This is a genomic window from Brachymonas denitrificans, from assembly GCF_907163135.1.
In the GTDB taxonomy this organism is placed as follows: domain Bacteria; phylum Pseudomonadota; class Gammaproteobacteria; order Burkholderiales; family Burkholderiaceae_C; genus Brachymonas; species Brachymonas denitrificans_A.
The window spans coordinates 533,201-547,277 of sequence record NZ_CAJQUA010000001.1 but is presented as its reverse complement, the minus strand read 5'-3'; the positions used below and the strand labels follow the sequence as shown (position 1 = coordinate 547,277).

General features: G+C 61.1%; 16 protein-coding genes and 1 tRNA gene. 2 read left to right on the top strand and 15 right to left on the bottom strand.

All coding sequences use genetic code 11. The features are described from left to right. Positions 1-214: 214 nt before the first annotated feature. The 11 genes from KKQ75_RS02555 to petA form a co-directional block, all read right to left on the bottom strand. Entirely contained in the window at positions 215-532 is a 318-nt protein-coding gene (locus KKQ75_RS02555) for a helix-turn-helix domain-containing protein (RefSeq protein WP_213360026.1), read from the bottom strand. Between the two features lie 597 nt (positions 533-1,129). Continuing rightward, positions 1,130-1,945, bottom strand: coding sequence for a KilA-N domain-containing protein (locus KKQ75_RS02545; RefSeq protein ID WP_213360020.1), 816 nt, complete (start codon positions 1,943-1,945; stop codon positions 1,130-1,132). Between the two features lie 316 nt (positions 1,946-2,261). Then, the gene (locus KKQ75_RS02540) at positions 2,262-2,912 is read right to left on the bottom strand and encodes an SOS response-associated peptidase (protein WP_213360018.1); all 651 of its coding nucleotides are present in this window, start codon (positions 2,910-2,912) and stop codon (positions 2,262-2,264) included. 58 nt (positions 2,913-2,970) lie between these two features. Continuing rightward, on the bottom strand, positions 2,971-3,369 hold the full coding sequence (locus KKQ75_RS02535) for a hypothetical protein (RefSeq protein WP_213360016.1): 399 nt from the start codon (positions 3,367-3,369) through the stop codon (positions 2,971-2,973). A gap of 249 nt (positions 3,370-3,618) precedes the next feature. After that, on the bottom strand, positions 3,619-4,860 hold the full coding sequence (locus tag KKQ75_RS02530; protein ID WP_213360015.1) for a tyrosine-type recombinase/integrase: 1,242 nt from the start codon (positions 4,858-4,860) through the stop codon (positions 3,619-3,621). 190 nt (positions 4,861-5,050) lie between these two features. Beyond that, positions 5,051-5,126 (bottom strand) — tRNA-Thr (locus KKQ75_RS02525). A gap of 41 nt (positions 5,127-5,167) precedes the next feature. After that, positions 5,168-5,731, bottom strand: coding sequence for a ClpXP protease specificity-enhancing factor (locus KKQ75_RS02520; protein WP_213360014.1), 564 nt, complete (start codon positions 5,729-5,731; stop codon positions 5,168-5,170). A 13-nt stretch (positions 5,732-5,744) separates the two neighbouring features. Next, a complete protein-coding gene (locus KKQ75_RS02515) occupies positions 5,745-6,356 on the bottom strand; it encodes a glutathione S-transferase N-terminal domain-containing protein (RefSeq protein WP_091816992.1) in 612 nt (203 codons plus the stop codon). A 129-nt stretch (positions 6,357-6,485) separates the two neighbouring features. Beyond that, positions 6,486-7,262, bottom strand: a complete 777-nt coding sequence (locus tag KKQ75_RS02510; protein WP_213360011.1) for a cytochrome c1 — start codon at positions 7,260-7,262, stop codon at positions 6,486-6,488. 24 nt (positions 7,263-7,286) lie between these two features. Continuing rightward, positions 7,287-8,702 (bottom strand): cytochrome b, encoded by a 1,416-nt coding sequence (locus tag KKQ75_RS02505; protein WP_213360009.1) that lies wholly within the window; start codon positions 8,700-8,702, stop codon positions 7,287-7,289. 11 nt (positions 8,703-8,713) lie between these two features. Further along, a complete protein-coding gene (gene petA, locus KKQ75_RS02500) occupies positions 8,714-9,310 on the bottom strand; it encodes a ubiquinol-cytochrome c reductase iron-sulfur subunit (RefSeq protein WP_213360005.1) in 597 nt (198 codons plus the stop codon). A 162-nt stretch (positions 9,311-9,472) separates the two neighbouring features. Here petA and mscL point away from each other — a divergent pair, with 162 nt between their 5' ends. Further along, positions 9,473-9,892, top strand: a complete 420-nt coding sequence (gene mscL / locus KKQ75_RS02495) for a large conductance mechanosensitive channel protein MscL (protein WP_213360003.1) — start codon at positions 9,473-9,475, stop codon at positions 9,890-9,892. A 121-nt stretch (positions 9,893-10,013) separates the two neighbouring features. Here the strand turns inward: mscL and pdxA are convergent, their stop codons facing one another. Next, entirely contained in the window at positions 10,014-11,087 is a 1,074-nt protein-coding gene (pdxA, locus tag KKQ75_RS02490; protein WP_213360001.1) for a 4-hydroxythreonine-4-phosphate dehydrogenase PdxA, read from the bottom strand. Beyond that, positions 11,084-11,839, bottom strand: coding sequence for a Nif3-like dinuclear metal center hexameric protein (locus KKQ75_RS02485; protein ID WP_213359999.1), 756 nt, complete (start codon positions 11,837-11,839; stop codon positions 11,084-11,086). The genes pdxA and KKQ75_RS02485 overlap by 4 nt, the downstream gene beginning before the upstream one ends. A gap of 78 nt (positions 11,840-11,917) precedes the next feature. Between KKQ75_RS02485 and KKQ75_RS02480 the strand changes: the two genes are divergently transcribed. Beyond that, a complete protein-coding gene (locus tag KKQ75_RS02480; protein ID WP_213359996.1) occupies positions 11,918-13,060 on the top strand; it encodes a S1C family serine protease in 1,143 nt (380 codons plus the stop codon). 4 nt (positions 13,061-13,064) lie between these two features. On the opposite strand, the gene KKQ75_RS02475 is transcribed toward KKQ75_RS02480, so the two are convergent. Together KKQ75_RS02475 and greA are read right to left on the bottom strand one after the other, a co-directional pair. Next, positions 13,065-13,532 carry a DUF4149 domain-containing protein gene (locus KKQ75_RS02475; protein ID WP_213359993.1) on the bottom strand — a complete coding sequence of 156 codons (468 nt, stop codon included), beginning with the start codon at positions 13,530-13,532 and terminating at the stop codon, positions 13,065-13,067. Positions 13,533-13,545: 13 nt separating this feature from the next. Beyond that, on the bottom strand, positions 13,546-14,025 hold the full coding sequence (gene greA / locus KKQ75_RS02470; protein ID WP_213359990.1) for a transcription elongation factor GreA: 480 nt from the start codon (positions 14,023-14,025) through the stop codon (positions 13,546-13,548). Positions 14,026-14,077: the final 52 nt, after the last annotated feature.

Here is a 14,077-nt window from a genome sequence, read left to right as displayed (position 1 = left end):
GGTGGGCGTTGCAACCGCTTCGGATTTGGTGTTACGAGCACCAGCGCCTTTCAGCGCCGGGGATATTGTGGCATGGGCTGGATGACTCGTGCAAGTGGTCAAGGCGATGGCCGCCAGGGTTGCCAGCGTGAAGGTGAACACGTCACAATGGCGCGTCAGCTTGCTTTGCACAGCCGCCCGGTATGCTCCCCAGCGCCGGGCGGTTTTCCTTTGGTCAGCTCGCTGCATGGCTGGCCTCCTTGTCCACGAAGAACAGGCCCACGCGGTGCAGTTCGCCCGCTTCGGTTTCCTGCTGCACCCAGCTCATGGCAATGCCGACGCCTTCCCGGTGGCGCAGCTCGTGGATGCGTGCATTGGCGTCGTAGCAGTCAAGCAGCCGGATCAGCTCGAAGCTCGTGCAGGCTGCGTGAGACAGCGCCTCCTTGATCCGCTGGCGCTGGCTGTCAGCCCGATTCCCGGGGAACCGATGAAGGACACCGGCCAATAGCGACCGCTTGCATGGCGTGGTCGTGTGGATTGGCAGGCAGCTCATTGCGTCGCTCCCTGCTGTGAAGCAAGCCACGCATTGATGGCCGAGACGTTGAACAACGTTACCCGCGGCCCTGCCTTCACAGGCCGAGGAAAGTCGGTCCGGTGTTTGACCCAGTGCCACAAGGTCGTTGGGCTGATCTTCAGCAGGTCGCAAATGTACTGTGCGCGCTCCCACTGGGGCGCTTGTTCTGCCGGGATCTCCGGCTTAGGTTCGTTCGTGCGTTTTGCCACTGTGGCCTCCTGGTTAAGTTGACAGGCACAAGTAGAAGCCAGGACGCAACCCCCGCCGGATTTTTGTCACTTATCGGCCCTTGCCGATGCAAGCCATACGCTGTGCTAGTTCTCAAGTTCTAGCAAGCGACATTGAAAAACCCAAACTAGCGGACCCCAAGAGCCCGAAAATCTCCTTTCTTTCAATGGCTTACTCCATGAATTTTTTCTTTGTGCCGACGATCCATGCCGGCACCTCGGGCCGTCGAAGTGGACCGCACAGGCAACAAAAAAGCCCACCTAAACAGTGGGCCTTTGGGTCAATGGCCTAGGGTGCTACCGGCGGAACGCGCGTACCGCCTGGGAGCAGTTGACTGGGAAATGCTGGTTATGCCGACTTTTTGTGCTTACGCTTGTTGGCGGCAGGCTTCTGCGGCGTTGACTCTGAAGTCAGCAGCAGCATCTTGTCCAGTACGGGCAACGCCGCTGGGTCACGCGGTTTGAAGTAGCTGACAGCCTTTTGCGGCATCCACCGTTCGGCCATGAGTTTGCGGAAGAGAGGCAAGTGCTCAATGTCGTACAGATTCGCCTCCACTTCACGTCCATCTGGGAAGGTGTGCGTGTATTTGTCGACTGATTTAGTATCGACTCCAAGCGTTTCACGCAACTCTTTGCACAGCATCTTCGCCTGAGAGATGTCCGGCATGAGGTTTTCAGGCATGGTGTAGCCGTGGCTTTCCATGGGGCCAAGCAGGTAGATGGCCATCTCCTGGAGAACTGAAAACTTATTCGATGGCACCTTGTGGTTGTTCAGCACATGGCGCTCAAGGTGATAAGGTAGCTTTCCTGGACGGACTTTTCCGCTCATCCAGTCAACAACCCATTTCGACACCATGACAGCGAACTTGGGGGAAAGCCACTGCGCCAGGTGGATGGCTACCTGGGGATGGACCCACGTACCTTGCTGCGTAGGATCGCCTCCCTTAACTACTTGATTTAATTCCGATATGGGAATTCCCATATCGGAGCTGAGCGCCGCCAGAAAGTCCGAAGTAGTCTTCAAACGCAGGTAGTCTGCCATCAGCTTGTCGCACGCCTTGCACATGGCAGTTGCGTTGATGTAGCCGTCTGCAGCGCGCTGCTCGATGACGTTGTCGTTTACTTTGTGGGGGATGAGGGAGAGAGAGTATTGATGGTCTGGCATCTTGGTACAAAGTTAGCACAGCGGCTAAATTTTGTAACAGAGGCAGGTTTGATGACGTGCATTACTAGAATTCAGGGCTGTGCAAGTGAGAAAACTGCTCGTTGGAATACTTTCCTAGGGTGATCCACCGAACAGCGCTTGATACCCATGATTGCTCCGTATGCCTATTGGCAGCGGGGTTTTTTGTGGGCAAATGAATTCTAGTTGAGCTCAGGCGGCTTTTTGGGAGGATTTCGTCTCCCATCGCAAACGACAGGATTACTGTGTTTCCGCCCATTAGTTCCAGGTAGTCAGATATGCGTCTGGCATCTATGGCCTAGGCCAAGTCCACCTGCTGCACCGGGTCAACGGCCGCATGCGCCAGCATCTCGACCGACGGCAGTCGAATCAGTGCACGCGCCTGCTCTGGCTCCCCGTTGAGCCACACGTCCCAGTCGTCGGGCTCCAGCGGCACGACGGCGCGCTTCTCTTTTCCGGGCCGGTGCATCTTGCTCAGCACCGGATGTTCTGCAGCGGGCTGCGTGATCATCGTGTAGCTGTGCAGCACCTCCCCCGTCTGCCGGTCCGTCCATATCTCCCACAGTCCGGCCAGCGCCCACGGCAGACCATCTCCCCGCGCAAACCGCCACCAGATGTTTTTCCCGGTACCCCAGTACGGCTCGTCCCACGATTCAGCAGGGATCAAGCAACGCTGACTGCGCTGCCACGCATGCCGGAAAACCGGGCTGCTGTGCATCGTCTCCATCCGGCAGTTGTTCGTAGAGAGTGGTCGGCCCTCTCGGCTGATCGCATTTCGCACGGCCGAGTAGGGTGGAATCAGTCCCCATTGCCCGACTTCACACGCACCTGGCGTGACGAATGGCCCAGGCGCTCGCGGCACGATTAGATCCTTGTAGGTGCCCTTCGGGTTGACGCGCCAAGTCTCGTAGATCCTGTCCGCACGTGGCGGGGTGTAGCGATTGCACATTGACAGTCAGCCTATAAACCGGAGGTTCAGTGCGTTCGACACGGCCCCAACCGACCTGTTACTTTGCGCCTGGCAGCTTGAACGCAGTTGCGCTTGCCTTGTGAACGGTCCAACAGTTTCGCAACAGCCCGCTCTCTGTCGAATAGGAAAAGCCTGTGAGCCCGTCATAGCCTTGAGCGTACGCGGCCATGATCAAGTCGTCCTTGAGAGTGTCTTCCGAAGGACGCTCAGAGGTCAGATATTGGTGACATCTTTGCGTCCAGAGTTTCCGCTGCTCCGCAGCGTTCGAAGGCACGGTATCGGTAACCTTGATTGCCAAAACCGCCTTTCGCTTGTCTTCCAGGCCATATCGAGAATTAAGCGCGTTGCCTTCAAGTCCAGCAAAATTCGGATGCGCACAACCACCAAGGAATGCTGCGATCAAAACCACAAATAGCAAGTAACTGAATCTTTGCATGAGCGCCTCCGAGTAATTATTTGTAATGCTACCATCGCCCGGGCACGCACTGACCCCGGCACCATGAGGTTTCAGGGGTTTGCGGGGGTACCACATGGGCCACTTTCAAAAATAACAGGCATCGACACCAAATATAAATGCCTGCATTTTTCTTTGAAATATAAAATAAATAAGAAAAAAGTTAGTATATAAGACAAAACCAGTGTACTGATACAGCCCTGTTGGTGTACCGCCCCGTGTTTCACCTGGTCAGGCCGCCGCCCGCTTGGGCATCATGATGATGTTCTCGGCCGTGCAGGTCGCGACGTAATCGCCCCACCACTGCATCAGTTCAGCGCGTTTGGGCAGGTGAACGGCATCGTTGTAGGCCGCCCGCACCTTGTTGCGCTCCTTGTGGGATAGCTGCAGATCCACCAACTCGATGGGGAAGCCATGCTCGACCAGAATGGTGGTAGCCAGCCCCCGGTACCCGTGGCCAGTCATGATTCCCTTGTAGCCCATCCGATGCAGCGCCTGCAGCATGGTGCCGTCGCTCATGTGCCGGCTGGCGCTGCGCTGGCTGTAGAAGATGAATTCCCTGTGACCATGCATCTGCTGGAGCTTGCGCAGCACCTCCAGCGCCTGGGAGCACAGCGGCACCACGTGATCGGTCATCGGCCTGCCCCGCACCTTCTTCATGCGCTCAGCAGGGATGGTCCAGCGGGCATTCTCCCAATCGACTTCTTCCCACCGGCCGCCGATCAGCTCGCTCGTGCGTACGAACGTCAGGCACAGCAGCTGCAGCGCATAGCTGGTCTGCCACTCCCCGCGGCCAGAGTAGCCGTACACGGCCCGCAGAAGATCCGGCAGGCCCTGCTCTGTCACCCGGGCGAAGTGCTTTACCGTGTGAACAGGCAGGATGTCCGCAGGCCTCACATCCACCGCCGGGTTGCGATCTGCATCACTGTGGGCAACGGCGTAGCGGAACACCTGCGCGCAAGTGTTGAGGATGCGCTCTGCCACGTCCCTGGCGCCGCGCTTGTTCACGGTTTTCACCGCGGTCACCACCATGGGAGTCGTCACCTCCCTGATCGGCAGCGAACCGAAGTGCGGGAACACGTCCTGCTCCAGGCGCTTCCACTTGGCCGCCTTGGTGCCCTCTGCCTTGTCCACGGCCCATTGATCAAACCAGCGCTTTGCCACTGCCTGGAAGGTGTTGCCCGACTCCTCGTACCTCTGCAGCTTGCGGATGCGCTTCTGCTGGCCAGGATCGAGCCCTTGGGCCAATTCCCTCTTGGCTGCATCCCTTGCGGCCCTGGCTTCTGCGAGCGTGACTTCTGGGTACACGCCAATGGAATAGGTGAGCTGCTTGCCGTTGAAGCGGTACGGCATGCGCCAGTACTTGCCAGCTGCCCCAACGAACAGCCACAGCCCATTGCCGTCCGGCAGCTTGTCAAACTTGCGGGCTCCACTCCATACGTGGTTCTTCACCTTGGCGGGGGTCAATGACATTGCGGCCTCCTGTTGGTACCTGTTCTGTTGGTACTTGCGACCCCCTCCGTAGGGAAGTGCCAACAGCGATACCAACAATCCTATTGGATGTCAGTTTAGTGTGCCGCAGCTTACCGGACAACAAAAAGGCCAGTTCCCTCGGGAGACTGGCCTGTAAACGGACTTCCTTGAAGCCCATCGAATTGTAAATTGGTGCCGGTTGTCGGATTCGAACTGACGACCTACCGCTTACAAGGCGGGTGCTCTACCAACTGAGCTAAACCGGCGAAGCGTGCATTATATGCAGAAAAACAGAGGGAACATGCACTTACTTCACGACGCGGAGCGTGCTGCCCTTGCCGGGCTTCACGGGTGCCTTCTCTGTTGCCGACCTTTCTGCCGCAGCCGTCCCGGCAGCCGTCGGCAGCCCGCCAGGCTCAGCGTCCGACGGCCCCTCGGCCTCGGACTTGCCGACCACCGATAACCCGGCCCGCGGTGCTGCCGCCGGATCGGGCGCAGGCGTGGCTGCCTCACCTACTTCCGCAGCCTCGATGGGCTCTCCCGCCCCATCCTGCTCCAGTACTTCGAAGCCCATGCCCTGCCCGGTCTCCCGCGCATAGATTGCCTGAACCCGCTCCACCGGCACAATGATCTCGCGCACCTTGCCCGAGAACCGGGCCTTGAAGCGGATTTCGTCGTTGCCCAGGCTTAGGCCGCCAGTGGCATCCATGCCGACGTTGAGCACGATCTCGCCGTCTTGCACGAACTCGCGCGGAACGGCAACCGTATGGTCAACCTTGACCAGCAGATAAGGCGTGAGGCCATTGTCCGAACACCATTCGTGCCAGGCACGGATCATGTACGGACGGGTGGACGTGAGTGCTTCGGACATGGCGCTTGCCTCCTTAGCGGCGCATCACCTTCTCGGACGGCGTCAGCGCCTCGATGTAGGCCGGACGGGAGAAGATGCGCTCGGCATACTTCAGCAGCGGAGAGGCGTTCTTGCTCAGCTCGATACCGTAGTAGTCCAGGCGCCAGAGCAGCGGAGCGATGGCCACGTCCAGCATGGAGAAGTTGTCGCCCAGCATGTACTTGTTCTTGAGGAACACGGGCGCCAGCTGCGTCAGGCGGTCACGAATCTGGGCGCGGGATTTTTCCAGCGCCTTGTCGTTGCCCTTGATCGTGCGGTTCTCGAGCACGGACACGTGCGTGAACAGCTCCTTCTCGAAGTTGAGCAGGAACAGGCGCACGCGCGCGCGATCCACCGGATCACCCGGCATCAGCTGCGGATGCGGGAAGCGCTCGTCGATGTACTCGTTGATGATGTTGGATTCGTACAGGATCAGGTCGCGCTCGACCAGGATCGGCACCTGGCCGTACGGGTTCATCACGCTGATGTCTTCCGGCTTGTTGTACAGGTCGACGTCGCGGATTTCAAAGTCCATGCCCTTCTCGAACAGCACGAAGCGGCAGCGGTGAGAGAAGGGGCAGGTCGTTCCCGAGTACAAAACCATCATGTTGCAAACTCCATCAGCAGCCCGCCGCAACGCGGGCGCACAAAAAGTAAAAGAGTGGGCACCTGAAGTATGCCCACTCTGGAAGGTCCGCGAAACCGCGGACACATATGCTAACGAATGCCCAGGGGCTTACTTGACGTCTTTCCAGTAAGCGGCATTCAGACGCCAGGCGGCGTAGGCGAACACTGCCAGGAAAGCCAGCACGATCGCACCGATCGTCTTGCGGGATTTCTGGGCCGGCTCGCCCATCCACTGCAGGTAGTTCACCAGATCGCCAACGGCCTGATCATACAGGGCCGGCTCCATGGTGCCAGGCGTGACCTGTTCCCACTTGCCCGTGAACACATGGGTTTCGCGCTCGCCTTCCTTCTTCACCTGGAAGACGGGCTTGCGCTCGCCCTGCAGTTCCCACAGCACGTGCGGCATGGCGACGTTGTTGAACACCACGTTGTTCCAGCCGGTCTGGCTGGCGGGATCGCGGTAGAAGCCACGCATGTAGGTGTACAGGTAGTCTGCACCGCTGCCACCGGCGCCGGCACGCGAACGTGCGATCAGCGTCAGGTCGGGCGGGGTGGTGCCGAACCAGGTCTTGCCCTGCTTGGGCGTCATGGCCACTTCCATGGTTTCACCGATCTTCTTGTCGGAGAACAGCAGGTTGTCCTTGATCTGCTGCTCGGTCAGGCCGATGTCCTGCAGACGGTTGTAGCGCATGAAGGCCGCAGAGTGGCAGTTCAGGCAGTAGTTGGCAAACAGCTTGACGCCGTTCTGCAGGGACGGCAGGTTGGAGACGTCAACCGGAGCCTTGTCCCACTTGACTGCACCACCACCTGCGGCCAGGCTGGCCGTTGCACCCAGCAGGCCGGCCGTGCACAGCAGACCTGCAATGATTTGCTTGAATTTTTTCATTGTTGGATTCTCCTGTGCGTCTGATCAGTGGGGCTTGAAGGTGACGCGTTCCGGGACCGGCTTGGGCTCACCCAGCTGGCTCCACCACGGCATCAGCAGGAAGAAGCCGAAGTAGAACAGCGTACCGATCTGGGAGACACGCTCGCCCACGGGGAACGGAGCCAGGGTGCCCAGGTAGGCCAGAATCAGGAAGTTGATCACGAACACCACATACAGCCACATGTGCCAGGTCGGGCGGTAGCGCAGCGACTTGACCGGGCTGTGGTCCAGCCAGGGCAGGAAGAACAGGATGACGACAGCACCACCCATGGCCACCACACCCCAGAACTTGGCATCGATGAAGTACAGCAGCAGGCAGGCCACCACTGCAGCACCCAGCACCACCATCTTGGCAATGGCAGACAGGCGCAGCTTGACCACGGCGAACAGCGCACCCAGCAGGGCGATGGCCATCAGCACGTACACCATTTCCGTCGTGATGGCACGCAGCATGGAGTAGAACGGCGTGAAGTACCAGACCGGAGCGATGTGCAGCGGCGTCGTCAGCGGGTCAGCCGGGATGAAGTTGTTGAACTCCAGGAAGTAGCCGCCCATTTCGGGAGCGAAGAACACCACGGCGGAGAACACGATCAGGAACAGGGCCACGCCGAAGATGTCGTGCACCGTGTAGTAGGGGTGGAACGGAACGCCGTCAGCCGGAGCCGTGGCAGACCAGCGGTTGCCTTTCGGGCCTTGCTTGATCTCGATGCCGTCGGGGTTGTTGGAGCCGACGTCGTGCAGCGCCATCAGGTGGGCAACCACCAGGCCGATCAGCACCAGCGGAACAGCGATGACGTGGAAGCTGAAGAAGCGGTTCAGGGTAGCGTCGCTCACCACGTAGTCGCCACGGATCAGCAGGGCCAGGTCAGGACCGATGAAGGGGATGGCGGAGAACAGGTTCACGATCACCTGAGCGCCCCAGTAGGACATCTGGCCCCAGGGCAGCAGGTAACCCATGAAGGCTTCGGCCATCAGCGCCAGGAAGATGCCGCAGCCGAACAGCCACACCAGTTCGCGCGGCTTGCGGTAGGAACCGTACAGCAGGCCACGGAACATGTGCAGATAGACCACCACGAAGAAGGCGGAAGCGCCGGTGGAGTGCGTGTAGCGGATCCACCACCCTGCCGGGACATCACGCATGATGTATTCGACGGAAGCGAAGGCGAAACGCGCATCCGGCTTGTAGTGCATCACCAGGAAGATGCCGGTGACGATCTGGATCACCAGCACCAGCATGGCCAGCGAGCCGAAGATGTACCACCAGTTGAAGTTCTTTGGCGCGAAGTACTCGGCCATGTCGCGCTTGTAGATATAGAACGCCGAAGGCAGCCGGTTCTCGAACCAGTTCATGACCTTGGCGCCGGTCGGCGCGTTGGGGGAGATTTCCTTGAATTCAGCCATGTTGTGTCACCTCAAGCCTTCTTGTCTTCGCCGATCAGCAGGCGCGTGTCGGACAGGTACATGTACGGAGGGATCTCCAGGTTGTCCGGAGCCGGCTTGTTCTTGAACACGCGGCCGGCCAGGTCGAACGTGGAGCCGTGGCAGGGGCACAGGAAGCCGCCCTGCCAGTTGTCGGGCAGGGAAGGCTGAGGGCCGGGCGTGAGCTTGTCGGAAGGAGAGCAACCCAGGTGCGTGCAGATGCCGATGGCAACGAAGATGTCTTCCTTGCGCGAACGCCACTGGTTCTTGGCATATTCGGGCGTGGGAATGTTGTTGCGCTCGGACTTGGGATCGGCCACTTCGGCGTCGACCTTCTTCAGGGTAGCCAGCTGCTCGGGCGTGCGCTTCATGATCCACACCGGCTTGCCGCGCCATTCGACGGTGATCTTTTCGCCGGGTTTCAGGGCCGAGATGTCGACTTCAACCGCAGCGCCTGCTGCCTTGGCCAGTTCAGACGGCTGGAAGCTGCTCACGAGGGGTACGGCAACGCCCGCCACGCCCGCTGCACCGACGCAGCTCGATGCAATCAGCCAGGTACGTTTACTGGCGTCCACTGGTGTATCACTCATAGGGATTCCTCACAACGCGTTGTTACGCTTGTTCACAACAGGGTTTAACCTATTCATTGTATCCGAGTGACAGACTGTTATTCAATGTAGCCTGACGTGTCTGCACCATATTTTTATGGAATACTCGTGCCATTCAAACAAGCACTGACTGGAGTCAATCAAATGGGAATGCTGCAGGAATTCAAGGAGTTTGCGGTCAAGGGCAATGCGATTGATCTGGCCGTTGGTGTCATCATCGGCGCCGCATTCGGCAAAATCGTCGATTCGCTGGTCAAGGACGTGATCATGCCGGTCATCTCCTCGGTCGTGGGCAAGATCGACTTCTCCAACATGTACGCGGTTCTGGGCACGATTCCGGCAGGCGTCCCCAATAACCTGGAAGCCCTGCAGAAAGCGGGCGTGCCGGTGTTTGCCTACGGCAACTTCATCACCATCCTGATCAACTTCCTGATCCTGGCCTTCGTGATCTTCCTGATGGTCAAGCAGATCAACCGCCTCAAGCGCGAGACGCCTGCTTCCAAGGAGGCTCCCGCAGAAGAAGTCGTGCTGCTGCGTGAAATCCGCGACAGCCTGAAGAAGTAAGCGGCCCATGACCCTGGCGGCATGGATATGCCGCCCCCGAACCCCTTGTGCTGCCGCTGGCGGACAAGGGGTTTTGTCTTGTCCGCAGCAGACAGCCCTTGCCGTGGCAACCGCCTGTGCCTCAGGCCGCTTGCGTCAGATCCACCGCCATGCGCACCGCTTCGCGCAGGCTGGTACTGTCGGCGCAGGCCTTGCCGGCCAGGTCGAAGGCAGTGCCGTGATCCGGGCTTGTGCGAATCAGCGGCAAGCCGAGCGTCACGTTGACGCCATGCTCGACGCCAAGATACTTGACAGGGATCAAGCCCTGGTCGTGATACATGGCGATGACAGCGTCGCAAAACGGCAACGGATCATGGGCATGGTGGCGCGCCTGCATGAACACCGTGTCCGGCGGATACGGGCCGCTCACGCTGATGCCCTCGGCCCGTGCAGCGTCGCGCGCCGGAATGATGGCAGTGAGCTCCTCGTCGCCGAACAGGCCACCCTCCCCTGCGTGCGGGTTGAGGCCCGCCAGTGCGATGCGGGGCGCCCTGAGCCTGCCGAGCGCGGTGCAACGCAGGAAGGCGTCGGTAATGCGGATGGTCTGCAGAATCTGGTCGACCTGCACGGCAGCGATGGCGCTGCGCAGACTGAGGTGGATGCTGTTGAGCACCGTGCGCAATTCCGGGTTGGCGAGCATCATGCGCACCGGCATGGCGCCCACGCCGACTCCCGCATGGTCTGCCGCCAGCGCCTGCAGCATCTCGGTATGCCCCGGATGGGCAATGCCTGCCAGGGATAGCGCCTCCTTGTGGATGGGCGCAGTGACCAGCGCTGCGGCCTGACCCTGCAGCGCTGCGCGCGCGCCGAGCACGATGCAGTCCGCCGCCATGCGCCCGGCCTCCTGCTGCACTTCGCCGAAACGCGGCAGCGTCGCGGGGCTAGTACACCCCTGCAGGATCCGGACGCCGGCACGGCCCTCCGGCACAGCCGCCTCCCAACCGGGCACTGCAACAGGCAGCGGAACAGCCGACCCGGGGTGCACGGTCTGGTAGAGCTGCGCCGCACGCTGCATCACCTGCAGGTCGCCCACGACAATGCAGGGCTGCATCAACCCGGGCTCGCGCACGAAGGCATCGATGATGATTTCGGGGCCGATGCCGGCCGGGTCGCCCATGCTCAGCGCGATGGGCCGGGAAAAGGCTGTCTGGGTCATGCCGGATTGTCGATGTCGATGAAGGTGTGGACCAGACCATGGCGGCGGGCCAGTTCCTCGCCCAGCGCAGACACGCCATAGCGCTCGGTGGCATGGTGGCCGCAGGCCAGAAACGCCACGCCGCACTCGCGGGCATAGTGGGCCTGGGGCTCGGACAGCTCGCCCGTCAGGAAGGCGTCCGCCCCGGCGGCAATGGCCGCCTCGAAATAGCCCTGTGCCCCGCCGCTGCACCAGGCCAGGCGGCGGATCGGGCGTACCGTCCCCCCGTCGACCAGCGTAACGGGCCGTTGCAGCACGTGTTCGACATGGGAAGCCAGTGCAGAAGCAGATGCAAACTCCGGCCCCGCCGGCTTGCCCAGAAATACCATGTCCTGATCGCCCGTGCGGCCGTCCGCCTCGAATCCGAGGCGCCTGGCCAGCTGCGCGTTGTTGCCAAGCTCGGGATGGGCATCCAGCGGCAAGTGGTAGGCAAGCAGGTTGATGTCGTGCGCCAGCAGCAGGGCCAGGCGCTGCTTCATCCAGCCGGTGACCCGGCCATCCTGGCCGCGCCAGAAGAGGCCGTGATGGACCAGGATCGCATCCGCGTCGGCCTCGACGGCCGCTTCGATCAGGGCGCGGCTGGCCGTGACGCCGGTCACCAGGCGGCCAATGTCGGGCTTGCCCTCGACCTGCAGGCCATTCGGACCATAGTCGCGGAAAAGCTGCGGTTGCAGCGTGGAGTCGAGGGACTGAAGCAAGTCGTTGCGCAACATGGTGACAAATGGGGTTCTGTAATGGGAAACTCGCCGGCCATGCGGAGATGCGCCACGATTTCGGCGACAATCCAAGCCATGAAACGATTGTGGTTGCTATTCTCGCAGGTTGTGACCGCCGCGCTTGCGGTTTACTTCGTGATCGCAGCCATGCAGCCGCAATGGCTCAAGCGACCCGCCCCCGACCTGAAGAGCGTGACCGTGCTGGAAGCACCGCCGAGCGACAAGCCGGTGCCGAGCACCCAGACGGAAACGCTGCGTTCCGCCGCACGGCAGGCCGCTCCTGCCGTGGTCAGCATCATCACCAACCCCGACGAGCGCTCCCAGCAGGAAGCAGCGCGACGTGCCAACACGCCGCGCAGTCCGGAGCAGGATGAGGACATGTTCTCCGGCGTTGGCAGCGGCGTGCTGGTGAGCGCGGAAGGCTATATCCTCACCAACAACCACGTGGTGGAAGACGCACAAAGCATCGAAGTGCAGCTGAATGACGGTCGCCGAGGCGCGGCAACCGTCGTTGGCACCGATCCGGATACCGATCTGGCGGTGCTGAAGCTCGACCTGGCCAATGTGCCTGCCATCACGCTGGGCGATTCGGCCAGCCTGCAGGTGGGTGATCCGGTGCTGGCCATCGGCAACCCGTTCGGCGTGGGCCAGACCGTGACCAGCGGGATCGTGAGCGCGCTGGGGCGCAGCCAGCTGGGCATCAATACCTTCGAGAACTTCATCCAGACCGACGCGGCCATCAACCCCGGCAATTCGGGTGGTGCGCTGGTGGACATCCACGGGAATCTGGTCGGCATCAACACCGCCATCTATTCACGTACCGGCGGCTACATGGGCATCGGGTTTGCCACGCCTACCAGCACGGCCAAGCATGTGCTCGACAGCATCATCACCGCAGGCGAAGTGCGGCGCGGCTGGATCGGGGTGGAGCCGAGCGACATCACCGCCGAGATCGCCGCCACCTTCAAGGCGCGGGAGAATGAAGGCGTAATCATCACCGGCGTGGTGCAAGGCGGGCCGGCAGCCAAGGCCGGGCTGAAGCCAGGAGACATCATCACGTCCGTGAACGGCACAGCCATTCACAACGTGCAGGAACTGCTGGATACCGTGGCTGCGCTCACTCCGGGACAAACGGCCACTTTTGCCATTCTGCAGCACGGAGAAGCCAGCACACGCGAGCTGACTCCGCTGCAGCGGCCCAGGCCTCGCGCACGCTGAGGAATCACACCTTGCGTTGCGCCAGGCGGATCACGCAGACCAGCGCACACAGCCACTGGCCTACATAGAATACTGTGCCCACGCTGTGCCAGAGCGCCAGGTTCTGGCGCATCTCGATGCGCGGGGCCGCCACCAGCTGCAGCAACAGCGCCAGCAGCAGGCCCGCGATCAGCAGACCGAAATACAGCATGTCGGGGCGCTGGATGTTGTCCAGCGTGACGCCCTGCCCCGCTTCATAGCGCTTTTCGGAAAAATCGCGCAGCCGGCTACGAAACAGCATCACCAGCAGCAGGACACTCAGGATGGACACCCAGCCCTGCGCCGCAAACAGGCGCGCCGCCATGGTGCCGGCCATGGACGGGGTGGGCAGGTGGGCGAACAGCAGCGGCACGGCCATGAAGCCGATCGCCGACAGGCTGCCCAGCCACAGAGCTGCCAGGAGGGAGCTGATGACGTGCTGGCGCGGGCTCATGGCGTGCTCCGTATCAGAGGTAGCGCACGCCGGTGATTTCGTAACGGCGCACGCCGCCCGGGGCCTGCACTTCGGCCGTGTCGCCCTCTTCCTTGCCGATCAGGGCTCGGGCGATGGGGCTGCCGACGTTGATCAGGCCCAGTTTCAGGTCGGCCTCGTCCTCGCCCACGATCTGGTAGGTGACGGCGTTGCCGGAGTCTTCGTCTTCCAGGTCGACCGTGGCGCCGAACACCACCTTGCCGCCGGCATCCAGCGTGGCGGGGTCGATCACCTTGGCAGCCGTCAGCTTGCCTTCGATTTCCTTGATGCGGCCCTCGATGAAGCCCTGGCGGTCCTTGGCGGCCTCGTATTCGGCGTTCTCGCTCAGGTCGCCATGCGAACGCGCTTCGGCGATGGCTGCGATGACGTCGGGCCGGTCCTTGGTCTTGAGTTTGTGCAGTTCGGCCTTCAGTTTCTCGGCGCCCTTGACGGTAATCGGGATGGTCGTTGTCATGTTATTGAGGGAAATGTCTCGTCCAGAAAAGCGAAACCGCCGGGTCTTGCGT

Bases quoted from the DNA above. Each gene is read 5' to 3' on its own strand.
- KKQ75_RS02510 (WP_213360011.1), bottom strand. From the start codon at position 7,262: ATGAAAAAATTCAAGCAAATCATTGCAGGTCTGCTGTGCACGGCCGGC.
- KKQ75_RS02540 (WP_213360018.1), bottom strand. From the start codon at position 2,912: ATGTGCAATCGCTACACCCCGCCACGTGCGGACAGGATCTACGAGACT.
- KKQ75_RS02485 (WP_213359999.1), bottom strand. From the start codon at position 11,839: ATGTTGCGCAACGACTTGCTTCAGTCCCTCGACTCCACGCTGCAACCG.
- KKQ75_RS02475 (WP_213359993.1), bottom strand. From the start codon at position 13,532: ATGAGCCCGCGCCAGCACGTCATCAGCTCCCTCCTGGCAGCTCTGTGG.
- mscL (WP_213360003.1), top strand. From the start codon at position 9,473: ATGGGAATGCTGCAGGAATTCAAGGAGTTTGCGGTCAAGGGCAATGCG.
- KKQ75_RS02480 (WP_213359996.1), top strand. From the start codon at position 11,918: ATGAAACGATTGTGGTTGCTATTCTCGCAGGTTGTGACCGCCGCGCTT.
- KKQ75_RS02515 (WP_091816992.1), bottom strand. From the start codon at position 6,356: ATGATGGTTTTGTACTCGGGAACGACCTGCCCCTTCTCTCACCGCTGC.
- greA (WP_213359990.1), bottom strand. From the start codon at position 14,025: ATGACAACGACCATCCCGATTACCGTCAAGGGCGCCGAGAAACTGAAG.
- KKQ75_RS02535 (WP_213360016.1), bottom strand. From the start codon at position 3,369: ATGCAAAGATTCAGTTACTTGCTATTTGTGGTTTTGATCGCAGCATTC.
- KKQ75_RS02505 (WP_213360009.1), bottom strand. From the start codon at position 8,702: ATGGCTGAATTCAAGGAAATCTCCCCCAACGCGCCGACCGGCGCCAAG.
- KKQ75_RS02520 (WP_213360014.1), bottom strand. From the start codon at position 5,731: ATGTCCGAAGCACTCACGTCCACCCGTCCGTACATGATCCGTGCCTGG.
- KKQ75_RS02530 (WP_213360015.1), bottom strand. From the start codon at position 4,860: ATGTCATTGACCCCCGCCAAGGTGAAGAACCACGTATGGAGTGGAGCC.
- pdxA (WP_213360001.1), bottom strand. From the start codon at position 11,087: ATGACCCAGACAGCCTTTTCCCGGCCCATCGCGCTGAGCATGGGCGAC.
- KKQ75_RS02555 (WP_213360026.1), bottom strand. From the start codon at position 532: ATGAGCTGCCTGCCAATCCACACGACCACGCCATGCAAGCGGTCGCTA.
- petA (WP_213360005.1), bottom strand. From the start codon at position 9,310: ATGAGTGATACACCAGTGGACGCCAGTAAACGTACCTGGCTGATTGCA.
- KKQ75_RS02545 (WP_213360020.1), bottom strand. From the start codon at position 1,945: ATGCCAGACCATCAATACTCTCTCTCCCTCATCCCCCACAAAGTAAAC.